This window comes from Ruegeria sp. CE9 (genome assembly GCF_056537425.1).
The window spans coordinates 196148-221292 of the sequence record NZ_JBQFRO010000007.1; the positions used below are offsets into that span (position 1 = coordinate 196148).

The window sequence follows — 25145 nt, forward strand, 5'->3', positions numbered from 1 at the left end:
CCCTCTATCAAAGCGGTACCATATATACGCTGCACGATTTGGACACCTCAGCAATGGCCTTCGAAAAAAATCCGCCTGGGACCTGGTGTGGAGGGCTTGTCGTCCGGCCTAACAAGCAAGCACTTTAGGCTCCCTTCTGATCGTAGATGTGGGACGCGCGACATTCTGATTGTCTGGCCCCGGTCCGAAGGAGACATTCAGCCGCTACCGGTGAGGCTGCAGCGCGGCCCGTCAAACCTGACATTCGATGCGGTAGAGAAATCGCAAGACAGGCGAACTCACAAAATGCGTACCTTCCTGCGCTTCGAAACTCGGACGCTAACAGGTCGAACAAATGATTTCGCCTACAGCCCATCGCAGTGGCATAATTCTCTTGCTCTACAGGAGCCATTAACACACCGTTTAGGCCGCATCGCGATACAGCAATGCGGCCGTCGAAGCTGCTGTTTTCATAGTGCATAAGAAGCTTGTGCGACTTTACACTACGCGATCAGGTTGTGATCAATCACCTCAAAGGCAAATTCATCGACCGTAAACATAGTGTCACCGCTTGCGGCCAGTTCCACCGCGTCAAAACTCGTACGGCCCAGCGAACCTTGGAAATCACCGTCGGCGGCGTCCGCGATCAGCGTTCCCACAAGCTCTCCGTCATCGTAGAACGCAACCTCTACCTCGCCGTTGCCATGACTTTCGCCGAAGCTGAAGATAAACTCCACCGCCTCAAGGTCCGCGGCCTCCAACGCGATCATCAGGCTTTCGTCCCCGTCAACTGATCTGGCTTCGCGTCCGAAGATCGGATCGTCAAAGGAATAGACACCAATCGCGCCCTGCTTGATGGCGACAAGCTCGAAATTGGTCGGGTCAATCGCATCCACCTTAATGCCAACATCCGAAAACTTAAGACTTTTGCGCACGGGACCAAGCCGGTCGACATCCACAACTTCGCCATCGATGCTCTCGAATGCTGCGGTTCTGAACCACCCATCTGCCTCGAACTCGACCGCCAGTGTCTGTGTGTCGGGCAGAAACAGGCTGGTCAGCATCGGGTCATGATCCGACGCTCGCGCGCTGGTTGCAGCGAATTCCGAATTGACATGGATAATGTCCACCAATGCGCCGGCATACAATCCCTCGGAGACCAGAATATGGTCTAACGATTGGCTGTTTCCCTGAAACTCGAAGGTATAGCGCTCGTCTTCCGGGATATCGTTTGTCAGGTTTACAAGGCTGGTGTTGCTTTCAAGATCGGCCACAGGTGAGACAAATTCGAATTCGTTGAAGTCACCCAATACAACCGCATTGGCCTCAGCACCAAGACCATTGACGAAGTCCTGCACCGCCTGACTCTGAGCCTGACGTTCATCCAGACTGCCATTCACTGTAACGTCCTCTTGACGTGCGGCAAAATCCTGTTCGGTCCCCAGAATGGGCGCGGATCCGCCTTTGGAGGAGAAGTGGTTGTTGACCACCGTCACCGTCTCGCCGTTGAAGACGAAATCGGCGACCAGGGGCAGGCGCGCGCCTTCGAACGCTTCGCCGGGACCTTGCCCACCGATGGTTTGCACCGATCCTTCAACCAACGTGACACGCTCGGGATTGTACAGGAATGCCGTGCGGATATTGCCGCCGGGCTGACCGCCCGATGTTCCGTCGCCGATGAAGGTATTGTCGATCACCTCATAGGCCGGACCACCTGCGGCAACGATGGCCGCGGCCAGCTCCGCAAGGGTCTCCGCTGCCGAAACGGTTCCGTCATCGACCGAGCCGGAATTGTCCTGCACCTCTTGCAGGCCAATGATGTCGGGGCTGCCCAGGTTGTTGGTGATCTGCGCGGCAATGGCGTCGAACCGCCCATCGGCCACATCCTGATCACCGTCGTCATCATTTGGATCGAGGTTAAGCACATTGTACGTCGCAATTGTCAGTTCATTGGCCGAACCGGCAATGTCGGTCGATTCCGGTTCCAATCCGGCGGATTGAATGTTCGGGGTAAAATCCTCGGTCGGCAGGATTTCGAAGTTTCCGAAACTGTATCCAACCACGCCTGTGACGTCGCCGAGAAGATCACCAACGTTTACCGTCGGGAAGTCAAAGTCGAAAATCCCGCTGTCTTCGTCGATCTGAATTTTTTCGGGGTTGAAGTCGTCTGGCGAGATATTCAGCGTGCCGCGCTCAGAAAGACCCGTGGCACCGATGCCCTGATTGGTAACGGCAAAAATCTCGCCAAACCGGCTGGTTCCGCTGACGGCTTGCAGATCGGTCGTCGTCACGCGCATGCCTTCCAGGCTTTCGAAGAAGTCGATGCCGTCCCGAGTGGGTTCGAACGAGGCAAAAGCATCATCGTCGATGCTTTGATTTGGAACTGCCCGTTCACCTGGATCAACGCCGATCAGTACCGCACCGGGCAGGTCGTTGCCCGAGGACTGGACTTCTAGATCGAAGATGTTGGTCAGTTGTGTGGTCGACAAGTTCCCGCTGCCTGTCCCGCCGGGAAAAAACTCGGCAACCGTGCCACCAATTGAAACGGAATCTCCGACGGTGACCGCCGGGCTTGATCCGGTAAACACGAATATCGCGTCCGAAGTGGCATCATCTTCGTCACCTTCCGGGTCCTGCAGGTAAAACCCGTTGGTATCCACCGCCGTGACAATACCGCTGGTCGAAACCAATTCGCCAAAAACGTTCGATGTCCCGGCGGGGAGAGTCTCAAAAAACTCGGCAACGGTCTGGCCTTCGGCCAAAACAAAATCAGACACATGACCCGCGCCCTGGATCTCGTAGATTGCAACGATTTCGATGTCGCTGGCCGAGACAGACACTTCCACGATAGGGGCGAGGATGCCATCATATGCCGGGTCATCGGATGTGACAGAATGCTGTATTTCCGCGATCTCGGCCGCCTCGGGCAAATCGTCATCAACCGCGGTCACTGCTACTTGCTGCGGCTGATCAAAATTTGTCGCATCAAATACAAGCTCGGCCGGTACGACATCCAGATCAGCGCCCACCGCGATGGTGATTGTGACCGGCTGCGTAGGCGCGACAGTCAATGTGACTTCGTATGTATCCGCCATGCCACCTTCATCGGTGGCAAGGTCCAAATCGTTGATTATAACTGAGGGCGACGGTGCGGCATCCGTGACAGTGAAACTCGCCGGTTCGATATCGTCGATCCGTGAATTATCGGTCACCCAGTTTGCCGCGTTGTTGATGGCTGCCTGTAGCTCTGCCTTGTTGCCTGTAAGCGGGCCATCATAGACTCCGTTGTCGGTCTCGGGAATAGCCACAGCGCTGGTGCCCACAGTCAGACCCGTCGGCAGGGCCGAAGTGTTTGAAGAAGTTGCGTCAGCTTCATAACCAGTGCCGTTGAAATGAACAGACGCAACAAAAGACGGCGCGGTCTCGTTCCCCTGGTAGGCATGTATCTGATCCCCACTTGCAGAGAAGGATGGCCCCGAGAAAGCTGGATTTATTACGGTTCCCGCAGCGATATTTGCAGGTGCCGTCCAGATAAAAACACCCTCCGTACTGCGAAAACCGCCCGTTGCGAACCAGCCATTGTCAGTAAATCTGATCTCAGTCCCGGCCTCGTTGTCAGTTAAGGCAACGAAAGTGAACTCATCGGGGTTGTCAGAATTGAACCCGGTAAACGCAATATCGCCAGCAGCTAAAACGGTCGTCATGTCAGTCCCTCACTATAGACAAGAAAAAAGTCAGCGGCTTACGGAAGACTCGCCGCAACACAACCCAAGGTAGCTGACGACAGAGGATTTAGTTAATAAGTTGTGAGCAATCGACCAATACGGCGGAGCTTTGCCGCTAGGTGTTCGTCAGGCCGCTGCTCACAAAAGCCACTGGTAAAAATCGCAATGTTTAAGCAATTTCCAGTGCAGTCGATATTTTGTTGGAGTTCAGTTTTTATCCGCCAAGAATAGACCATTGACATGGCTGCAACCTCAATCCCAGCTATTAACCAAGTTTCGCGCATTGATTACTATAGAAATGAAAACCGTAGCCCAAACCAGACGCTCAAATGTGCCAAACGGCCCTAGAGCCGACATCCAACCCGCCATATTGATGCTGCGGTTGCAGCCCGCTTTGCGGACTTTCGCTGCGTCTATGCGACGGTACCGAATGCAATCGATCAAATCGTAAAACATTGGTTCTGGAGAAAGACATAGCTATAAGCACCCATCTAGGACGCGCAGAAACTCGTGTCGAACTTACCGGAGTTGATCCGTTTGACAGGCCCAACATTCCATTGATTATGTGCGCATGACCAAAGCTCAACGACCGCCAAAGCCAAAACCCATTCCTTACACCCCGGAGCCGAACCGCTATGAGCGAATGGTTTATCGGCGATGTGGGCGGTCGGGTGTGAAGCTTCCTGTTGTCAGCTTGGGCCTGTGGCATAATTTCGGTGCGGACTCGACGCACGAAAACAAGCGAGCAATGTGTCGGACCGCATTCGACCATGGGATCACTCATTTTGATCTGGCGAACAACTACGGCCCACCACCCGGATCGGCAGAAGAGGCATTTGGCGAAATCCTGAGAACTGATTTCGCGGGCTACAGGGATGAACTGATCATTTCCTCCAAAGCAGGCTACGACATGTGGCCGGGACCCTACGGAGAATGGGGGTCGCGCAAGTACATGATCGCGTCCTGTGACCAATCACTCGCGCGCATGGGGCTTGACTACGTCGACATCTTTTATTCCCACCGATTTGACCCCGACACCCCGCTCGAAGAGACGATGGGCGCGTTGGATCATATCGTACGGTCGGGTCGCGCGCTCTACGCGGGTATCTCGAGTTACAACTCCCAACGCACACGCGAGGCGGTGAATATTCTCAACGACCTTGGCACACCTTGCCTGATTCACCAGCCTTCTTACAATTTGCTCAACCGTTGGGTGGAGCGGGACGGTTTGCTCGATACCCTGAACGATCTTGGGGTAGGATCGATTGCGTTCACGCCGCTGGCACAAGGCATTCTAACGTCAAAATACCTGCGCGATATTCCGGATGGCAGCCGTGCTAAACAAGGGAAGTCGCTACTTGATGGCATGATCAACGAGCGATCTCTGGCAAGTGTGCGTGCTCTGAACGACATGGCCGAGGCACGCGGGCAAACTCTGGCGCAAATGGCCCTGGCCTGGGTGTTAAGAGGCGGACGCGTAACGACCGCGCTTATTGGTGCGTCCCGGCCGGGTCAAATCGTAGATTGCGCAGGCGTAGTCGATAACCTCGCCTTCAGTGATGAAGAGTTGGCAAGGATCGACGCAATCAGTTCGGAAGAAGATATCAATTTGTGGGCTCGATCGTCAGAAACAGAATGACCAATCTTAGAAGCGCTAAAACCCAAGACCATTTGGAGCTTGATAATATTGGCGGCTTCAGCTTCTGCAGCTCGGCTAAATAACTATCAAGACTGACCGGCCCAAAAGAGACATTCACCAACTGCTCGCTTTGCTGCGGCCGCAGCCCGCGAATCGGACCTTCGCGGCACTCGACGTGAACGACTGTTCTGCTGACAAAGCCGACCTTCGATCCGATCCAAGAAACTGGAGGTTCTGGTCCCATAGCTGACAGTTGTCAAATTGTCGTAGCTCGATCCAAGTGGACATTCCCTCCCATCAGTTTTTTGTTGGTAATAATATGTTTTTCAGCTTTGCTCGCTTTCTGTTTCATCTATCCCAATTGCATGAGGTTTGGCATTTACCCCTGCCAACATCTTTAAAACTTCAGCTTTCCAGCCCGCTTTGATCTTTAATGCCAGTTGAGACGGTGGTCGGTGATCGGGCTCAAGAAGCGCATATTCATATCTGAGTGGCTTTTCGAAGGGCACGAACGCGACTTTTCCGTTGGATAGGTTTAGTTCTCGTTCAGTCGCTACGGTCAACGGATCCACGATCGAATAACACTGACCTGAGCTCACAAATGGTATCAGGGGTAGAAAGTACTGACAGGTCACTGTTGGGTTGTAGTCAGCTGAAACATCTTGAAACTCTTGTCGAATTTTGCGCTGGAACGGATGTGTAGCATGCAATCCTCCCATAGGCGCCCCGTCAAGATCGGAAATGGATACAGTCCTGCATGAAGCAAGCGGGCTGTCACGATCAACGGCGCAAAAACAATCTGCCCGGATCAGTTCTGTTGAATACTGAGGCTCTTTTCCGGTTGAATTATCGAAGTCTGCGAAGCCGAAATCAATATTCTGCGTGCCCGCAAGCTCAATAATCTGAGGTGAACTGCGTGTAGACAATGTGATACGTATCTCGGGGTTTTCGCCGACTGATTGGCTAATGAAACGCGGGAACAAGAAAGCGGATGGGCCCGGCATTGTAGCGATATTCAGACTGCCGGAATGCCCTTTAATCAACCCTTCCATTGTACTGGAAATCGTCGCGAGGCGGTCCAGAATACCTGTTGTTTCGGCCAAAAGGTAATGCGCTTCGGGAACCGGGACCAATCGCCGTCCCTTACGCTCGAACAGTGTCAGGCCAAGGGTCTTTTCAAGGTTCTTCAAGGCCAGACTGATCGCTGGCTGGGTGCGGTTCAGTTTTTTGGCTGTTTGAGAGATAGAGCCGGTTTCCATCACCTCGCGAAAAACGGTCAACTGCATAATGTTCATGGTTTATCTATAAGCTAAACTTTAATATTATGAAATATAACAAATTTGTATTTATGAAAATTGCTACTACGCTTGCAAGATCGAAATTCGGCCAAACCGAATCCGACGATCCAACAAGGGAGATGATGATGAAATTTGTGAAATGTTTGACGGGACTGGCCCTGGCAGGCGCGCTTGCCGCCCCTGCGTTAGCACAGGACCCAACTTTTTTCCGCATCGGCACAGGCGGCGCAGGCGGAACTTACTTCCCCATCGGCGGCACCATCGCAAATGGAATCTCCGCCCCTCCGGGTTCTCGCCCCTGCGAAGAGGGCGGCCAGTGCGGCGTACCGGGGCTGATTGCTATCGCACAGTCCACCACCGCGTCGGTGTTCAACAACGCCGCCGTTCAGAACGGAGAGCTTGAGGCCGGTCTGGCCGCAGCCGACGTCACCCGCTCGATGTATCTGGGTGAGGGCAAGTTCGAGGGCAAACCTCACCCTAATCTTCGCATCGTGGCCAACCTGTTCCCCGAAGACCTGCACTTGGTTCTGCCTGCCGGTGAGACAATCAACGATCTGAGCGATCTGGAAGGAAAGCGCGTCGGCATCGCGCAAGCCGGTTCCGGTACACAGGTTGCCGTGCTGCAGATGCTAGATGCTTGGGGCGTCAACCGTGACAATATGGATGAGGCCGAGCTGAACAACAGCCAAAGCGCCGAGCGTCTGGCTGACGGTCAGTTAGATGCTTATTTCTACGCTGCAGGCTGGCCCGTTGCTGCGATGGTGCAGCTGTCGTCAACCAAGGGCATGAATCTACATTCCTTCAGCGACGAAGACATGGCGAAGATAAACGAAATCATCCCAGCCTATATCCCCTCGGCCATCCCGGGTGGCGTTTATGAAGGTATCGACGGTGAAACCAAGACCCCGGCGGTCAGCGCAATGCTGGTGGTGTCCTCGGAATTGTCCGACGAACTGGTATATGGCCTGACCAAGGCGCTGTGGAACGACAATACCCGCAAGCTGCTGGACAATGGTCACGCCAAAGGCAAGCAGATCACTCCCGATACGGCGCTGGATGGTGTCGAGGCGCTGGGTGTGCCTCTGCATCCTGGGGCCGAGAAATTCTATAAAGAAGCCGGTCTGCTTCAGTAATAGTAGCTTACTGACACTTGTCGTCGGTGCCCCTACTCGGGGCACCGCGCTCTGGAATTATGCGAAATCGGGGGGCCATCATGTCCGAGACCCAGAAACTTGATGACCACGAATTGACGGCCGAGGAACTGGCCGCCATCGAAGAACAGTTCGACGAAGGCGCCGCCGTCCGGCAAGTCACGCCCACCGCAGGCAAGGTGCTGCGCGTTGTTGCCCTGATTCTTGCGTTCTACGAATTCTTCACAGCCGGTTTCGGCCTGCCAGCCGACCATTGGCACATGGGTATCTATCTGGCGCTGTTGTTCATTCTGGTCTACGCGACAATTCCGATAATTGGCTCCAAAAACCTCTATGCGCTCAAGGTCAGCCGGTTCCGCATCGGCAACATCCCTCTGTACGACTTGGTCTTCATGGCGCTGGGGATCATTGCAGCGCTGTATGTTGGGGTCGCATGGCGCGGCATTCCGTTTCTGGGGATCGAGGAACAGACGTTCCGGATGGGCAACCCGAACATCTATGACGTGGTTTTGGGCGTAATCATCATCCTGCTGGTACTGGACATCGCCCGCCGCACTCTGGGTTGGGTGCTGCCGCTGATCATCTGTGTTTTTATCTCATACGCCCTGTTGGGTCCGTATTTCCCCGGCTTGCTGCAACATCCCGGTGTGAACTTCAAAACCTTCGTGTCGTCGATGTATTTCCCACAGGAAGGTATCTATGGCGTCACCCTCTGGGTCGTCTCGACCATTGTGTTCCATTTCGTCCTGTTCGGCGTGATCGCGCAGCGCACTGGATTGGGGCAACTCTTCATCGACAACGCAACCATTTTGGCGGGCCGCTATACCGGCGGACCGGCAAAAGTGTCGGTGGTATCCTCGGCGTTCTTCGGCACGATCTCGGGCTCTTCGGTGGCGAACACCGTTTCGACCGGCGCGCTGACTATTCCCAACATGAAGCGCCTTGGATACCCCGGCCATTTTGCGGGCGGCGTCGAAGCCGCATCGTCAGCCGGAGGGCAAATCACACCGCCGATCATGGGGGCAGCGGCCTTCATCATGGCCGAGTTCCTTGAGGTGCCCTACACCACCATCGTCATCGCCGCGATCTTCCCCGCGATTCTCCACTATGTCGGAGTCTTCGCAGTGGTGCACCTGATGGCACGCAAACTGAACCTGCAAGGCTTGGCGAAAGCGCAACTGCCGCAACTCAAGGCCGTCTGGGCCGAAGGTTGGGCCAACATTGTGCCTCTGATCGGTCTGCTGGTCGTGCTGTTCACAGGATATACGCCGTTCATGTCCGCCTTCTGCGGCATTTCTCTGGCAGTGATCGCAGGCATGTCGCGCATCAATCAACCGCCCACGCTGATCTATGCCGCGGCGTTCCTGGCCTTCGTGCTATGGAAATTCTCGGACGGCGGGTTCGATCTGACGATGACGGCGATCCTATGTGCCTTGTCGGTGATCGCCACGTTGAACCCGCAAAAACGCATCGAAGTACCCGAGATGCTGCAAGCGGTTGAGTTGGGAGTGAAATACTCGCTGGCCGTGGGCGCCGCTGCTGCCGCCGTCGGCATTGTCGTAGGTGTTATCAACACTACTGGCATTGGCTTCCGTATCGGCTTCATGGTCACTCAAGGCGCAGGCAACCTGGCCTCAGACCTGTACAATATGATTTCGTTCGGCAGCTGGCAGTTGTTTGCGATGGAAGACCTGCAATTGTTCATCTCGCTGGTCTTCATTGCCATTGTTTGCATCCTGATGGGCGCGGGCATCCCCACCACTGCGCTTTACATCATGCTGGTCTCTGTCGCACAGCCCGCGCTGGCGCAGCTGGGTGTCCCGCCGATCGCGAGCCACTTGTTCGTGCTCTACTACGGAGTGGTGTCCGAGATCACGCCTCCGGTCTGTACCTCGGCCTATGCGGCGGCGGCCATTGCGAACTCCAACCCGTTCCGAACTGGGTTGTCCGCCTTCACGCTGGGATTGGGCAAGGTGATTGCGCCAATGGCCTTCGTCTATGCGCCGGTCCTATTATTCGTGTCCTCAACCGGGTTCAATCTGTGGGAATTCACCTACACCGCCACGAGTTGTATTGCCGGAGTCATCGCTCTTTCCGCGGCCGTGGTTGGATATTGGCTGAAACCGCTGAACATCGCGTCGCGCATCCTGATGGCCATCGCGGGGGTGATCTTTGTTGCGCCCAGCCTGACCGCTGACCTGATCGCGCTTGCTGTCGCCTCGCCAGTCATTGTCAGCCAACTGATCGCGCGTAATCGCAGCCATTCCCCGGCCTGATGCGATGACCGAGCAAGTGAACATAATCGGCGCAGGGATCGTCGGCATCTGTTGCGCGCTGTCGCTGCAGGAACGGGGCATATCGGTCCGTCTCATCGACCGGAGCGACCCTGGACAGGAAACCTCGTTCGGCAATGCGGGGGTTGTGTCACCCTGGTCGATTATTCCGCAGGCCGTTCCGGGCATTTGGAAGAAGCTGCCCCAGATGCTGTTGGACCCGAAAAGCGCGCTTTCGGTCCGAACGTCTTTCTGGCCGAAGATGATCCCGTGGGGGCTGCGCTTTCTGGGCAAGTCTGGCGAAACTTCGGTTCGCGAAATCTCAGATGCGATGGAGATATTGTGTCGTCCCTCCATTGATATGTACCGTCGGCACCTGCAGGGCACGGGTCACGAAGCGCTGATTGCGGACAGCTACTATATTCACGCGTTTCGCAACCCTGAACAGGCCAACTTGGATGATCTTGGCTATCTGATCCGCCAGGAAAAAGGCGGTGAGTTGGAGCGTGTCGACGGTGTTGAATTGCGGCGCCTGGAACCGGCACTGTCAAAAGACCTCAAGGCGGCGATTGTGATCAAAGGCCAGGCTCGCGCAATGTCTCCCGGGCGTTTGGGCGCTGTATTGGCCGAAAAAGCATGTGCGCAAGGGGCCGAGTTTGTGCGGACCGAAGTCACCAAGCTGAGCCGCACCGAAGGCGGCAATTGGCAGCTTCTAACGTCGCAAGACACGTTACACGCGCGCAATATTGTCCTTGCGGCTGGAGTGTGGTCTGCCGACCTGCTGAAACCGCTTGGCATACCTGTGCCATTGGTGGCCGAGAGGGGTTACCATGTTGAATTTCCAGCCCCTTCGGCTGTGCTGAACAACTCGGTCATGGATGTGGACGCAAAGGTCGTCGCAAGTTCGATGCAGGGCGGTCTGAGGGTTGCCGGTACGGCCGAGTTTGGCAGTGTCGATGCCCCAGCTGATCCGCGCAAGGAAAAGATACTGACCGATCAGGCAAAATCTTTGGTGCCGGACCTCAATACTAGCGAGGCAAAGTTCTGGATGGGCCGACGCCCCTCTTTTCCCGATAGCCTGCCAGCGATTGGGCCGCTGAACGGAAAGGACGGGCTTTTTGCCGCGTTCGGTCATTCTCATTACGGGCTGATGATGGCGCCAAAGACCGGAGAGCTTGTGGCGGATCTGGTGTCCGGACGCAGCCCGAATATCAACCTGAACCCGTTCTCGCTGGCCCGTTTCTAAATCCCCTATTCGAAAGGACCAGAGCACTATGCCAATCTATGAAGGCGGCCAAAACATCTGCGGGGCTTCGATCGGGGTTTTGTGCCTTGAAAGCTATTTCCCCAAACCGCCCGGGCACATCAAGAATCCGTCCAGCCTTCCGTTTCCCGTACTGTACGAAATGATCGACGGCATCACCGTACCGACCCTGTTAAACAACCCGACGCCCGATCTACTGGCACCCTTTATCAAGGGCGCGCAAAGGCTTGAGGCCGAGGGCGTTCGGGCAATCACGGGAAGCTGTGGATTTCTGGCTTTGTTTCAAAAGGAACTGGCCGCGGCTGTTTCCGTACCCGTCTTTGCATCCAGCTTGATACAGGTACCTCTTGCCTTTCACATGACCGGGGCGAATGCCCCGGTGGGCGTGTTAACCGCAGATGCATCTGCCCTGACGCCGAAGCATTTTGAAGGTGTTGGCGCGGCGGGCATTCCCGTCGCGGTACAAGGCCTAGAGGACACCAGCGAATTCGCCGAGGTGATCCTGCGAAACACGCGCACCCGCATGGACACCGATCTCATTGAGGCCGAAGTCCTTGAGGCGGCGAGGCGGCTTAAACACCAAGCGCCAGACATACGTTCGCTGGTTTTGGAATGTACCGATTTACCGCCTTATGCGGTGCGCCTTCAGGATGAGTTGCAGCTTCCCGTCTTCGATTTGACGACACTAGCGCATATGGCGCATACCGTTGCGACGCGCAAATCCTATGTTGGCATCATGCCTTGGACCTAAAGGAATAGCAGTATCGCACAGGACTTGGAGGATTTGAGTGTCCGTTGACCTAGCCATCCTGATGGTTGCCATCGGCCTTGGCGCTATACTGCGGTTCGGCGTCAACAACTGGCGGAGACACGCCACAAGCCAAGTTCTTCTGACAAGATCGGCGAGACTATGTTTGTTCTACTTCAAGCCATATCTTATATTCACTGGGTTCGATGACACGAGTGATTAAGGCCACTCCAGAATTGTGAGGAGCTCTGATGCTGCGTTGTGATCGCTACACTGAACACGATTGCGAAACTTGTTCTGCACGTCAGCCAATAGCTTAAGTGCTTCTGATTTGGCACCGCGGTCTGCCATCAAGTGAGCGAGCGGGATCGCTGCGCGTCTTTCCCAGCTAAGCGCGGACTGCCCCTGAGCTATCCTGATGGCTTCACGGTAACATGTTTCCGCATTTTCAGGATAGCCAAAGGCCATGGCGAGTTCCGCTCTGGCACAATAAGTATCCGCTTCATCCCACCTTTGGCTGGTTCTTTCCATCATCGGTTCGATTGCCGCGAGCGCATTTTCGGCCTGGTCCAGCTTTCCTAGACCGATATAGGCACGTGCTCTTGCGCGCATTGGAAAACCAGTGAACAATAGCGTATTCGCCTTGATCAGCGCTGCAAGACAGTCATCGGCATCTACCAGGGCCGCTTCAAAATCGCCACGATCCGCGTAGATAGCAGCACGTGTTGTCAGGCCAATCCTGCGCCAGATATCGATCTGTGCCTGATCCGCGACAGCAAGCACATTGTTTGACCATTGAAGGGCGTCGGCGTCGCGGTTCAAATATTTCAGGTAACAAATATGACCCAGAATGTAAGCACGGCTGAGCGCAGGATGCCCAGGTTGATCCCCGGTCGCAGTTGCGTTTTCTGCGTGAGAATATGCGCTATCAATGTTGCCAAGGCACCAATGCGTCAAAGCCAGATAAACGTTTGCGGCTGCACCTCCGTCAGTGCCAAAGCGGTTTGCCTGATCGGAATCGCGCGACGTATCGTATGCGCTGAGGGCTTTTTTGTAGTACGGCAGGCTGTCGGAAAACCTGCCCATCATTGTCCTTGAGGTTGCGACCATTCGATTTGCGACACTTCGGAACCTGTGCTGATCACTAGAGTCGATATCGTTCAATACTGCATGCCCAATAGCTTCCGCTTCAGGTAGTGAGGCGCTTACATAGCGACTAACCCACTCCCCATATCGTATGACTGGCCATTCAGGCGCATCATCAAATCCATCAAGCAATTGGCGCGCGTGTTCAAAAGCCTTTATCGTTTCATTGGCAGTGTAGCCTTCCGCCCCGATCAATGTCACACTGTGCTTTGCTGCAACTGATAACGCTTCGCTTTGCCTGTTTTCTTCCTGCTCAAGCAAGCGCAGAGCAGATTGGTAGTGCGACGCGGCCTCGCGAAAAGCCGGACGTTTAACAGCTAAGCCGCCAGCTTCGCGGTATAGCTCTATGGCTTTGTCAGTCAGACCGGCAGCCTCGGCGTGACGAGCGACAACTTCCGGTGGCGCAACATTTCCAAGTGCTGCGGCAAGCCGCTCATGGACCACGCGCCGCCGTGACAAAAGAAGGCTTTCATAGGCTGCATCGCGCACCAGCGCATGCTTGAACACATAACGTTCGTTATCGCCCAAACCTCGTCGAAATACCAACTCGGCCGATGCCAATCCTGCCAGACCTTCCCGCAACTCGTCCTCTTGGCCTTCTGTCGCAACCACCAAAAGGCCCAGATCAAACTCTCGTCCTATGCAGGCCGCAGATTGCGCGATCTCCTTGATTTTTGGCGTGCGGTCTAGCCGCGCCATTAGCGAGTCGTGGAGCGAAGCGGGAATTGCAGTTTGGCCACTCTCTACCACCGCCTTGGTAAGTTCTTCCACAAACAAAGGGATGCCATCTGTCCGCTCAATGATCGCCTCTACTGTCTTGCGGTTCAGCTTTCGTCCGCCTAGTCGTTCGACAATTGCATCAACACCTGCACGGCCCAAGCGGTTCAGCGCCAGTCGCGTGGCATGTGGATGCGCCGCGAGATCGGGCTGATTATCCGGGCGCGATGTCAACACGATCAACACCGACGCATCTTCGATCGCGTCGATTGTCAATTCCAGTAATTCCAGTGTCGTCGGATCAATCCAATGCGCGTCTTCAAGAAAAAATGCCACAGGTTTTTGCTTGGCCAACTTCAGAACCTGCCGGGACAAGACATCCAACGTCTTGGAACGCAGCGCAGCAGGCGAAAGATCACTTGTGCCATATCGTTCGGCTCCGTCCAGGCCAAGCAGTTTCGCGATGATTGGCATGGCATCACGGTCAAAAAGTGTTTCAAGCTTGGTCAACCGCGCTTCGTTGTCATCGTCCCGGGACCACCTCGCAGCGCGGTGTAATTGCTGGGTGACGGGCCAGAACGCAGTATCCCCGTGAAAGGGAGAACACTGATACATCAACCGCGTGTGTGACTCGATTCCAATCGCGTCTTCCAGGGCGCGCATGATGCGCGACTTACCGATTCCAGCTTCGCCAACCAGAAGTACAACTTGCCCTTCGCCGTCACGTGCCGTTTTCCATCGCTCAAGCAACAATGCCAGTTCCTGGTCCCTACCAACCAGTGGAGGTGTCATGCCGTCCGAGCGCAGTGAAAAGCGGCTTTCCTGGTCCTGTTCGCCAAGAACTCTGTAGGCCGCCACCGGTCCGTCAATTCCTTTCAGTGACAAAGGTTCTGTCACTTCCATTTCAAAAGCGCCGGTGATCAGAGCCTGTGTTGCCTCGGAAACCAAAACTTCTCCGGAACCCGCTTGTGCTTCAAGCCGTGCCGCGAGGTTCGGTGCGTCGCCTACAACCGTTTGTTCCAGCGCCGTGCCTCTTCCTACAAGCTCGCCAACGACAACAATGCCAGTTGCAATTCCGACCCTGCAGGAGATCATTTGCCCCCCTACATTGAGATTTTCCACGGCTCGAACAATTTCAAGGCCTGCCCGCACCGCTCTTTCGGATTCGTCCTCATGCGCCCTGGGCCAGCCGAAATAATCAATGACACCGTCTCCCATGAACTTGGCGACGTGACCTTCGAAACGAGCAATTTCACCGGCAACGGCATTTTGATATGTCCTGATAATGGTGGACATTTCTTCGGCATCCAGTTGTGCCGAAAGGGCTGTTGATCCCACCAGATCTACAAACATCACGGTGAGTTGTCTTCGCTCACCTTCGGAGCTTGGCGTGCTGTCACCGCCATTTTCGACCGGCGCAAAGGCACGCTCTGACTGCTCCTTCAGTTCTCCATTAAGGCGTTGGATAGCAGCCCAAACCTTGCGTTTTGGGCCAAGTGGCAAACCCAGCTCTACGAGGTCTTGCTCCGTTAACTCTGGAAGAGTTTCAAAATCGATTTCGACGTCGTCGAAATCCCTTGCGTACTTTTCTAAGCCGAGTTCAGCCAGCCAGCTTGCGACATCAGGCATGCACAATTCTCCACGGACTCAGCTTGCCTGATTTTGATGTTTTCACAAAGCTTTTTGGATCTGTTTCAGAGTTCTGGGAAGTGAATACACATTGCCAATGTCCGAGTAGAGTTGCCCCGAAAGAGAACTCCCATGGACAGCAGTGGTGGCTTTTCGGCCCAAAGGAGACATCCAGAGATCATCTCCAATGCTGCAGCGCGGCCCGTCCTTTCTGCCATTCGCTGCAACTGCGAAATCCGTCCAGTGATCAAGGATCAATTCGCGGGACAAACCCGACTTTGGCCCATCGGTGGCCTGCGCCTGCTCGCAGTCCAATGCCGACTTTTATCTCCGAGCTTCGCAAAACCGAAGGTTTACACAGTTCATATTGTCACGATTCATGTTCCAGCCACTGTGCGGCTTTGTCACGAATATCTTCTGGAATACCAGCCGCCCTGCGCGTCTGGAGGCTTAGCAACACACATTTGAAGATCGTCTCAAAGGCTATCGTGTTGTCTTCTGATCTGATCAAGCGATGTCTAAAGGTCATGGACTTAGAACCAATCCCGGCAATAGAGGTTTCCAATCTCAACGCATCACCCGCTGACAGCTCGGCTCGAAAATCGCTTATAGCATTGACGACGGCGAACGAAAGCTGACGCCCACTTCGCATATCATTTGCCGTTAGTCCCATTTCCGACTGGATCGCGAAAACGCCGTCTGAACAGGCGGCGAAGTATCGGGAGACATTCATATGGCCAAGAAAATCGCAGTCCGATGGATCGACCACAGAACGAAATGAAATCATTGCAGGCATCGACTTACTCCTCGACACAATGCGAGGATCATACTGTACCAAGCAAGTTCAACAAAGTTTTGTTCAGGGTTCGGTTATGACGTTTTTCGAGGTCGCTTGATAGGTTGATGGCAGCCCATGCGAACTTTCTGCCTAGATCTCGCACGCCACAAACACGCAAAAAAGCTTTTTTCAATGTACGAAACCAAAAGATCAAATCCCGCCGAGAATTGCTAATTCACCTATTCGCGCCAGCCGGGCGCGCAAGTCACAGCTGCTGTAAATCGCCAGCGACCATCGGCATACCGAGCAACATAGTGTGCGTCTATCACCTCGATGGACGACCCATCCTGTCTTAGTCGTGTGATCGACTTGACGTCCACAATTGCCATCTGTTCAGCGCAGACTTGCACCGAAATTTTACCGATTTCCGTGTGGCTGAATCCATCAGCTTCCAGCCCTGCAAAAACCTTCTCAAGAAGAGCTATAAAAGCGGTATGGTCAGAAATAGTGACGTCAATCCCGGGCAACGCATAGAAAGCAGGTTCCGAGAAACAATCCGCGACGCCTTGAAAATCACGCCCATTCCATGCGCTCAGATATCTTCGATAGAGCTCTTCAATCTCTTTGGTTGGGTCGACAAATTTCGACATAATGATGCTCCATGTGGCCTAAGAAAACGTTGGTGTACGATAGTAAATTCGCTCAAGCCAGGCTCAAAGAGATCGTTGCAGCCCCGGTTCAGCCGTTCAGATGTATGGTCATTCTTTAAACACCGCGTTCAGTCTTTCATATGCGTCTTTAGGCCAGGCCTCTTTGAACTCGTAGAAATTTTCAAAACGTGGGATATCAGGTTTTAGAGGAACCCAAGACTGTTTGCTTGATGTGAAAATCTGCGCATCCGGCGGACAAAGATCGGGGTTATCCAGCGTGCCAACACGAACGTACCTAAGCTTGCCCAACCTTACCAAATACTCACTGAATACAGCCGTACCACATACCGCGCATCTTGTGATTATTTGACCCTTGCCACTTGGCGTAGCCAGCGTGTGATTTGTAGCTTCACCACTCCACATCACGCGCTCTGTTTCGATGATCGCATTTAGAACATAAGCCGAGCCAGTTTGCTTCTGACATTCCCTGCAATGGCAGCAATGCACAAACATCGGTGGTGATGACAGTTGATAAGTCAGCTGACCGCATCCGCAGGAGCCGGTGTATTTCTTTGCTTCCTTTGAACCCATGGATCACTCCACCAATTCATAGTGTTTGATTTGCCTGCTCTCGACCAATTCGGCTTCGGCAGGATCGATATGCGGAGAATTATAGTCCTCGCCAACGAAAGCTTTGAGCGATGCCAAGTCCTTCCAGACCATCACAAAACTGAACTCTCGTGGGCTATCGCCGTGCGGAGCACCAGGAAGAACCCGAACAATACCTTCGGTTCCCTTCATCATTGGATTTGCGGTCTTGAAGAAGAACTCCGCCCATTCGTCTTCCTTCCCTTCTCTCACGAGCACCTGAAAATACGCATTATCATGCAGTTTCCTCCCTCAGAGAAATACCTGCCTGCACAATACCTCTCATCAGATCGGATGAATGTCCTGGCTCGGCTCAGACATGCCGGTCTTTTCAACGAGCATCGCTATGTATGACAGCCGGAAGCTGACGTTAAAGTTCTGGCTGTGAATTACCAACTGTGCTGGCGAAACGAGCATCGAAGATGTTTAAACTAAAGGTCTCTTAACAGTGAACAACCTGGTCCAAGATGTATAACCGATTTCCACATCTCTTCTGTCACTTTGCAGTTGTAGGTTGTTCTTCCTTGGTCGTCTGTTGGGCTGAGTCCTCCTGAGGCGGACCACTTTGGAATGGTCTGCTTTCAGTGTCGAAAATTATACTCCAAACTGCGTTCATCTTCATTAAAGCCTCCAGCGGGCTACGTGCCCTTGAAGACTGCGCGACATTTTTCGTTGGGCGTGAGTGGCGGAACAGCTAGAAAGGGGGCAAATTCACCACTTTGGAATTTTACCGATGCCAATTTCGGTTCAGATCGTTGCCACCCCAGAAACCAGTGCCTCCAGCGTATTCGGCCTGTATGACACTTTGGTGGCTGCAGGGCGGGACTGGGAACATCTGGTGAGCGGTGAGGAGCCTATGCCGGTGTTTGACGTCAGTCTCGTTGGACCGGACGTTGATGGGTTTCGTTGCGGAAGTGGCGTATGGATCGCGCCAGATAAGACATTTAAGAATGCGGGCGACGCTGATATTGTGATCGTACCTGGACTGACACTTTCACCGCACGACCGACTCGACCCCGAACAACATCCTTGTTTGGGGTGGCTTGCCAAGCGCGACTTGGCCAAGACGCGTATTGTGTCAGCCTGCACAGGGGCAGTTTATTTGGCGGAAATAGGTATTTTGGATGGGGTTGAAGCGACCACACATTGGGCTTGGGAAGGCCTTTTTCGAAGGTTCTATCCAAATGTGCGGCTTCGCATCGACCGCGGCCTTTGCTTTGCTGATGCGTCTCGCGGACCCGTAACGTCGGGTGGCACAACCGGGTGGCAGGAACTCTCTACGTTCCTGATCGCGCACTACGGCGGCACGCAAAGGGCGGTGCGGGCAGCAAAAGTCTGGCTTATGGCCAACCGCGGAGAACTCCAGCTACCATTCTCTTCAATGATCACTACGGCACCTCATGCTGACGCAATTATTTCACAGGCTCAGTTATGGATTGCCGACAATTACGCCATTTATAACCCGGTAGCAGAAATGGCTAAACGTTCCGGGTTGCCGTCAACTACGTTTGCGCGACGCTTCCGCAAGGCCACCTGTAAATCACCGCAAGATTACGTTTTAGCGCTGCGAATTGAAGAGGCTCGGCAGTTGCTGGAAACTACCGATTACTCGATTGCGGAGGTCGGAGGTGCTGTTGGTTACCTTGATACGCCTTCGTTTCGGAGGTTATTCAAGCGAAAGACCGGTCTGACTCCTGTCGAACATCGTAAAATGTTCGGCCAGTCTCGGTTCTCTAACTTCTCCTGATATGCGGCGTTCAAGATAGGCACTGCTATTTTCCGCATCGGGCTCACTATTGCTAGTCACTGCAACTTGCGTTTCGGTTATGCGCTTTTTTTAGGATCATGTCTGTTTAGGGTGCAGAACGGGCCATCGAAGTATCGTGAGAATGACAAGTCACTGAGATTAGGACAGTCATCAAAATCGGTGAAGTTTCTTTGCGACCCGGTAGGTATTGGCGTAGGCTTTGATGGAAGCCTCAATGGGGTTGGCATAGCCGCCGCCGATTGCCATTGAGACCGGGATGCCGCGACCTTTGCAGGCGTGCAGTACCGCCTGATCGCGTTGGATGAGCCCATCATGGGTCAGCGCAAGCCGCCCTAGCCGGTCTTCTGCCAGCGGATCAACGCCTGCTTGGTATAGAATGAGGTCGGGGCGAAATTCGAACACAGCCGGCAAGTGGTGGGCTAAGGCGCGAAGGTAATCCTTATCGCCGGTGCCATCCGGCAGGGCAACATCGAGGTCAGCGGGAAACTTGCGAAACGGAAAATTCTTTTCTCCGTGCATCGAAAAGACGAAAACTGATGGATTGGCGGCGAAAATGGCGGCGCTACCGTCGCCCTGATGGACATCGAGATCGATGATTGCGACCCTTTCGACCATGCAAGCCGCAAGCAGGTGGAGCGCCGCGACTGCCTGATCGTTATAGACGCAATAGCCAGACCCAAACGTCGGATGAGCATGGTGTGTGCCCCCCGCGAGCTGCCCGGAGATACCGTACTCCTGAGCTGTCTCAGCAGCAGCAACTGCGCCACCTGCCGTTGCGCGAACCCGCTTCACCAGTTCCGGGCTCCACGGAAAGCCAATCCGTTTCATAGCCTTTTCTTCCAATAGCCCGTTTTCGAACTGCGCGACAAAACCGGCGGAGTGCGCCCGCAGTATCGCTTCATCGCTGGCTGGCAAAGACTCCGCCAGCTGCGCCTCCTGAAGAATACTGTCTTTCATCATTAGAGTATGGAGCATTTTGTACTTGCCCTGCGGAAATCGATGTCCGGAAGGCAGCGTAAGGGAGGATCTGTGAGGAGCGTAAAATCTCATAGCTTGGGTGAAAAGAAGCTCGGGCAATGCGCCAAAGCATAGCCGACCTCTTAACATATCGGCAACGTCCGCCGTCGAAGGAATTGCGTTTCAAAGAGTACGCGATCGAAAAGTAAGGTGACAGTTGAGATTTTATGTGAGTGTCTGAACTACGGGACATAGCTGCCTTTGAACTTGACTCAACGAATGGCTTTTTCGCCTCTTTAACTGGATATTTCAGGTTCTTTCATCGAATGGTTTCTGTAACAACGACTTCGCTGACTGCTTCGAAGTCTGGCCCCATAGAACTGGAACAAAAATGGACCGCAGAACCTTCACTAGTTTGTCTGTTGCATCGCTTCTCTGCGCTCCCCGCCAGATTTCGGCCCGGCACCCACAACATGTCACGATTATAGGGGCAGGCAGTGCAGGATTGACAGCGGCTTATCACCTAACGAACGCAGGCATCCAGGTTCAAGTTCTGGAAGCAGCGAACGACTGGGGAGGTCGCATCAAACGCCTGTCTGGCTTTGCGGATGTACCTCTCGATCTAGGGGCCGAGTGGATACACGACCATCCCAGTGTTTTGGGGCGCATCTTGGGAAAGGGCAAAACTGACCTGGGTGTCAGGACAATCGACTACAGACCCCAGACTTTTCAATTCTGGCACAAAGATCAGCTGAACGAATTCAATGCGCTTCGGAATTTCTATCAAGAGGTCAAGTTCTACGACACAACTTGGTACGGATTTTTTGAAAGGTTCATTTTACCGACTGTCAAAGAAAACATCGCCTTGGATGCTATGGTCACGCAAGTTGCAGAGCATGGCATACGCCTATCCGTTAAGCTCAGCGATGGTCGAAGCCTTGAGACAGACAAGGTATTGGTCACGGTTCCGTTGTCGGTCCTTCAACGTGGACTCATCACATTTTCGGATCAGCTCACGCCTCCTGACATGGCAGCGCTTCAAGACATCGTATACGGCTCTGGGTTCAAAGCATTCCTGAGGTTCAATCAACGCTTCTACCCAGATATATTGTTTGAGGGTTCTCGTGCCAGCGTACTGGCTGACACATGGGTGGAAAAAATCTACTACGACGCGGCCTTTCGTAAACCAACCCGCCAGAATATCCTGGGTCTGTTTTCAGTCTCAGAAGGACCAACACGTCGGTCAGCCCTTGGTGACAATGCATTGATCGATGACATCCTTACTGAGTTAACCGAAATGTTCGGCAGCGTCGTCAGGGACACGTATGTTGCAGGCGTGACCCAGAATTGGAGCGCGGAGAGCTCAATTCTTGGCAGCTATTCAATGGAGAATAACAGCGACTATGATGTTGATGATATCCTCAAACCAGTTGCGGGTAAGATTTTCTTTGCCGGAGAAGCACTGGGAGGAGACGAGCAATCTACAGTTCAAGGTGCAGCGTTTTCCGCTATCTCGGCCGCGGGCAAATTGCTTGAGTAGTCGGGGCGTCGATTGGCCAGCATAGCCGAAATTCACGTAGGCGCAGTCCCACAACATCAGCAGGTGTAATGCACAACAAAGCGGCCCTTTCGCTGCAGTCACAAATGCGTCCAAAGTCCACATTCGCAATGCCCCATTTTTTACCCCCGCTTGCCGAACAATTCACGGGATGTTTCTCTTCAAAGCCTTCATCCGGTCACCTCTGGCTCGGGTGGTGGGTTTTCGATCTTTTCCGGGATGGATCTCGTGACAGAGTCGATTGAGTGACAGAGCAATGTCCGATAGCTCTTTTAGGGTTGCTGATCCAGAAAAGCATTCGCAACGCTGAGATGCTTTTCCTTGGTCTCCGAATCCATCCGCATTGCTGCTCGACACATCATGGGCCAGCGCGGATTGTGTACGAGCTTATCCAGATGTTTGAAGATAAAGCGCCAATACAGGCCATCCCAAACCTCTGCCCAAGGCCCTTTGCCTCAATGACTCATCTTTCGGATATAGTTTGAACCAGAAAAATAGGGTTTGGTGGTGATAAGCCCACCGTCGGCATGCTGGCTCATTGCATAAACTTTTGGAACCATAATCCAGTCATAGCTATCCACGAACATCTCCATGAACCAGCAATAAACCTCATCTGGGTCGATCTCGCACAGGAACATGAAACCACCCAGGACCATCAGGCGTTCGATGTGATGGTAATAGCCGCTCCGCAGTATGCGCCTGATCGTGTCGTCAATCGGGTCGATGCCGGTGGTGCCATCGTAGAACGAGGCGGGCATCTTGCGGCAATGGTCCCAGTGATTGGTGGTTCGCATCTCGACGCCAAGGCGTTCATAGGTGGCGCGCATGAACTCTCGCCAGCCAATGATCTGCCGGACAAACCACTCTACCGAGTTGATGGGAATATCCCGTTTCTGCGCGTGTTCAAGTGTTGCGCCCAGTACTTGCCTGGGCGTCAGCAGCCCGATGTTCAAAGCGGGAGTTAGAACCGCGTGCCACAGCCAGCTTTCCCCTTCGACGATCGCGTCCTCGAAATCCCCAAACCGATCAAACCGGCGTTCGAGGAATTGTTTTAACCAATCCGCGGCCGCCCTGTGCGAGGTCGGGTAGTAGAGCCTGTCCAGCGACCCAAGCGCATCCAGAAATTCTGTGATGACACCATTCTTTGCGGCGTGGTCAATGGCGTCATGCGCAGGCCAATCGATCCAGGGCAGACTGCCCAGCAGCGCTTTGGGAACTTTTTTGCGATTATCTTCGTCAAAGCTCCACTGGCCACTCATTGGTTGATCACCGACCATCAGCACGTCCAGACGACGGCGCTGGCTTTTGTAGAACTCTGCCATGAACCAACGTTTGCGGCCCTTACCTGTTCAGGTGAACATGGTATCGGCTTGGGCAAAAAAGAGTTTTTAGTAGCAGAGCTTGGTGAAACGGTGGAAATAATGAGAGCAATAAAAAACGCACTTGACCCCTATGGGTTGTTCAATCCAGGAAAAATAATTTAGGTTCAGTTCTCAGAATGCAAAATTCTGGGTGCATTCGAAATGTTCAGTTGAAGTTTCAATAAAACCAAACTCCTAAACTTGGTTTAAACCAGCCTCCTGTTTCATTTGACTAACAAGTTCAACGCTCGCCAAAATCTACTAAGCGATCCACAAAGGTCGAAAATGACCGAACACTGAGATACTTACGTTGACGGTTCTGTTCGAACATTAGCCAAGATTCCTGACGCTTCTATCCCCCCAAACATGCAAAAAAATGCCGCCGGAGCGCGACGAACACTCCGGCGACATGAAAGTTCTGGACTCGGCATGATCGAAAGACAAACCGCGTCAGCAGGCGGGATCAGATATCCAGCGTGTGTTCTTTTTCCCAGCGTGAGAAATGGCTAGCGAACGAGTTCCATTCCTGGTGCTTCATCTTTAGATAAGCCGCTGAGAATTCTTCGCCCATGGCGGCTTTCAACTCTGCATCCTTATCATAGTCGCGCAGCGCATCCAGCATGTTCAGGGGTAGTTTAGGTGCGTCTTTGACAGTATGGCCTTCGGCATACATGTCGATGTCGTAACGACGGCCGGGGTCTGCTTTGGACCGGATGCCTGACAACCCGGCGGCGATGATCACGGCCTGCAGCAGATAGGGATTTGTCGCACCATCGGCCAGGCGCAGTTCGAACCGACCCGGTCCGGGGACGCGGACCATATGTGTGCGGTTGTTGCCAGTCCATGTCACTGTGTTCGGAGCCCATGTCGCACCCGACATCGTGCGCGGAGCGTTGATGCGTTTGTACGAGTTCACAGTTGGGTTGGTGATCGCCGCCAGCGCGCTGGCGTGCTTCATGATCCCGCCCAGGAAGTGCTTGCCCTGTTCGGCCAATCCAACCTCACCGGTCGGGCCGTCACCCTTACCCGCAAAGACGTTGGTTTTGGCGTCCGCGCCCGGCGCATCCCAGACCGAGATATGGGCATGACATCCATTACCTGTCAAACCTTCAACCGGCTTAGGCATGAAAGTCGCGCGGAAACCGTGCTTTTCGGCCACCGATTTGGTCATGAATTTAAAGAACGAATGCTTGTCAGCGGTGCGCAGAGCATCGTCAAACTCCCAGTTCATCTCGAACTGGCCGTTTGCGTCCTCGTGGTCGTTCTGGTACGGGCCCCAACCCAATTCCAGCATGTAATCGCAGATCTCTCGCACCACATCATAGCGGCGCATCACGGCCTGCTGGTCGTAACAGGGCTTTTCAGCGGTATCGAACGGGTCGCTGATCTGTTCGCCATCCGGGGTTAGCAGGAAGAATTCAGCCTCAATCCCGGTTTTCACATGCAAGCCTTCTGCGGCGGCCTCGTCGATCAGGCGACGCAGCACGTTGCGGGGTGCTTGGGCGACATCCTCGCCCTCCATCACGCAATTGCCCGTAACCCAGGCGACCTCGGGCTTCCAAGGCAGTTGGATCACCGACGAGGGGTCCGGCACGGCCAGCATGTCGGGGTGCGCCGGGGTCATGTCGAGATAGGTGGCAAAGCCCGCAAACCCTGCGCCCTCCTCCTGCATGTCGGCGATGGCCTGCGCGGGCACTAGCTTGGCCCGCTGTCCACCGAACAAGTCGGTGAACGAAATCATAAAATATTTGACGCCGTTTTCTTTGGCGAAAGCTGCCAGATCTGTCGTCATGGTCGGCCTTCCTTTCCCTGTTTTTGTGTCTCAATAGAAGAAAGGCGCCGCCCTTTTGGGCCGC

General features: G+C 54.0%; 17 protein-coding genes and 2 pseudogenes. 8 read left to right on the forward strand and 11 right to left on the reverse strand.

Translation table 11 applies throughout. From position 1 onward, the window contains the following. Positions 1-482 precede the first annotated feature (482 nt). Positions 483-3683 carry an endonuclease/exonuclease/phosphatase family protein gene (locus ACR0B3_RS15080; RefSeq protein WP_480809808.1) on the reverse strand — a complete coding sequence of 1067 codons (3201 nt, stop codon included), beginning with the start codon at positions 3681-3683 and terminating at the stop codon, positions 483-485. Positions 3684-4311: 628 nt separating this feature from the next. On the opposite strand from ACR0B3_RS15080, the gene mgrA reads away from it, so the two are divergent. Then, complete coding sequence (gene mgrA / locus ACR0B3_RS15085) at positions 4312-5343, forward strand: L-glyceraldehyde 3-phosphate reductase (RefSeq protein WP_480809833.1); 1032 nt, start codon at positions 4312-4314, stop codon at positions 5341-5343. A 326-nt stretch (positions 5344-5669) separates the two neighbouring features. On the opposite strand, the gene ACR0B3_RS15090 is transcribed toward mgrA, so the two are convergent. Then, entirely contained in the window at positions 5670-6638 is a 969-nt protein-coding gene (locus ACR0B3_RS15090) for a LysR family transcriptional regulator (RefSeq protein WP_480809809.1), read from the reverse strand. Positions 6639-6766: 128 nt separating this feature from the next. Between ACR0B3_RS15090 and ACR0B3_RS15095 the strand changes: the two genes are divergently transcribed. From ACR0B3_RS15095 to ACR0B3_RS15110, 4 genes are all read left to right on the forward strand, one after another. Next, the gene (locus tag ACR0B3_RS15095) at positions 6767-7774 is read left to right on the forward strand and encodes a TAXI family TRAP transporter solute-binding subunit (RefSeq protein ID WP_170377124.1); all 1008 of its coding nucleotides are present in this window, start codon (positions 6767-6769) and stop codon (positions 7772-7774) included. An 80-nt stretch (positions 7775-7854) separates the two neighbouring features. Further along, positions 7855-10068, forward strand: coding sequence for a TRAP transporter permease (locus ACR0B3_RS15100; RefSeq protein WP_480809810.1), 2214 nt, complete (start codon positions 7855-7857; stop codon positions 10066-10068). A gap of 4 nt (positions 10069-10072) precedes the next feature. Further along, positions 10073-11311: an NAD(P)/FAD-dependent oxidoreductase gene (locus ACR0B3_RS15105; RefSeq protein ID WP_480809811.1), complete on the forward strand. Its 1239-nt coding sequence runs from the start codon at positions 10073-10075 to the stop codon at positions 11309-11311. A gap of 28 nt (positions 11312-11339) precedes the next feature. Then, complete coding sequence (locus ACR0B3_RS15110) at positions 11340-12080, forward strand: aspartate/glutamate racemase family protein (RefSeq protein ID WP_480809812.1); 741 nt, start codon at positions 11340-11342, stop codon at positions 12078-12080. Between the two features lie 216 nt (positions 12081-12296). Here ACR0B3_RS15110 and ACR0B3_RS15115 read toward each other — a convergent pair whose 3' ends face one another. The 5 genes from ACR0B3_RS15115 to ACR0B3_RS15135 all read right to left on the reverse strand — a co-directional run bounded on the left by ACR0B3_RS15115 (position 12297) and on the right by ACR0B3_RS15135 (position 17858). Further along, positions 12297-15569 carry an AAA family ATPase gene (locus tag ACR0B3_RS15115; RefSeq protein WP_480809813.1) on the reverse strand — a complete coding sequence of 1091 codons (3273 nt, stop codon included), beginning with the start codon at positions 15567-15569 and terminating at the stop codon, positions 12297-12299. Positions 15570-15939: 370 nt separating this feature from the next. Continuing rightward, positions 15940-16365: an acyl-CoA thioesterase gene (locus ACR0B3_RS15120; protein ID WP_480809814.1), complete on the reverse strand. Its 426-nt coding sequence runs from the start codon at positions 16363-16365 to the stop codon at positions 15940-15942. A gap of 221 nt (positions 16366-16586) precedes the next feature. Next, positions 16587-16997, reverse strand: a complete 411-nt coding sequence (locus ACR0B3_RS15125; RefSeq protein WP_480809815.1) for a YybH family protein — start codon at positions 16995-16997, stop codon at positions 16587-16589. A gap of 108 nt (positions 16998-17105) precedes the next feature. Further along, positions 17106-17588: a GFA family protein gene (locus ACR0B3_RS15130; RefSeq protein ID WP_480809816.1), complete on the reverse strand. Its 483-nt coding sequence runs from the start codon at positions 17586-17588 to the stop codon at positions 17106-17108. A 3-nt stretch (positions 17589-17591) separates the two neighbouring features. Continuing rightward, positions 17592-17858, reverse strand: coding sequence for a hypothetical protein (locus ACR0B3_RS15135; RefSeq protein WP_480809817.1), 267 nt, complete (start codon positions 17856-17858; stop codon positions 17592-17594). Between the two features lie 520 nt (positions 17859-18378). Between ACR0B3_RS15135 and ACR0B3_RS15140 the strand changes: the two genes are divergently transcribed. Then, complete coding sequence (locus ACR0B3_RS15140; protein WP_480809818.1) at positions 18379-19392, forward strand: GlxA family transcriptional regulator; 1014 nt, start codon at positions 18379-18381, stop codon at positions 19390-19392. A 171-nt stretch (positions 19393-19563) separates the two neighbouring features. Here the strand turns inward: ACR0B3_RS15140 and ACR0B3_RS15145 are convergent, their stop codons facing one another. Then, complete coding sequence (locus ACR0B3_RS15145; RefSeq protein WP_480809819.1) at positions 19564-20520, reverse strand: histone deacetylase family protein; 957 nt, start codon at positions 20518-20520, stop codon at positions 19564-19566. Positions 20521-20761: 241 nt separating this feature from the next. Between ACR0B3_RS15145 and ACR0B3_RS15150 the strand changes: the two genes are divergently transcribed. Then, positions 20762-21910, forward strand: coding sequence for a flavin monoamine oxidase family protein (locus tag ACR0B3_RS15150; RefSeq protein WP_480809820.1), 1149 nt, complete (start codon positions 20762-20764; stop codon positions 21908-21910). A gap of 473 nt (positions 21911-22383) precedes the next feature. Here ACR0B3_RS15150 and ACR0B3_RS15155 read toward each other — a convergent pair whose 3' ends face one another. Then, positions 22384-22881, reverse strand: coding sequence for an FAD-binding domain-containing protein (locus ACR0B3_RS15155; RefSeq protein WP_480809834.1), 498 nt, complete (start codon positions 22879-22881; stop codon positions 22384-22386). 150 nt (positions 22882-23031) lie between these two features. Next, positions 23032-23259, reverse strand: a pseudogene (locus ACR0B3_RS15160) (cryptochrome/photolyase family protein); the annotation flags it as partial. A gap of 12 nt (positions 23260-23271) precedes the next feature. On the opposite strand from ACR0B3_RS15160, the pseudogene ACR0B3_RS15165 reads away from it, so the two are divergent. After that, positions 23272-23412 (forward strand): annotated as a pseudogene (locus ACR0B3_RS15165) (FAD-binding oxidoreductase); the annotation flags it as partial. 340 nt (positions 23413-23752) lie between these two features. Here the strand turns inward: ACR0B3_RS15165 and glnT are convergent. Next, complete coding sequence (gene glnT / locus ACR0B3_RS15170) at positions 23753-25081, reverse strand: type III glutamate--ammonia ligase (protein WP_480809821.1); 1329 nt, start codon at positions 25079-25081, stop codon at positions 23753-23755. Positions 25082-25145 lie beyond the last annotated feature (64 nt).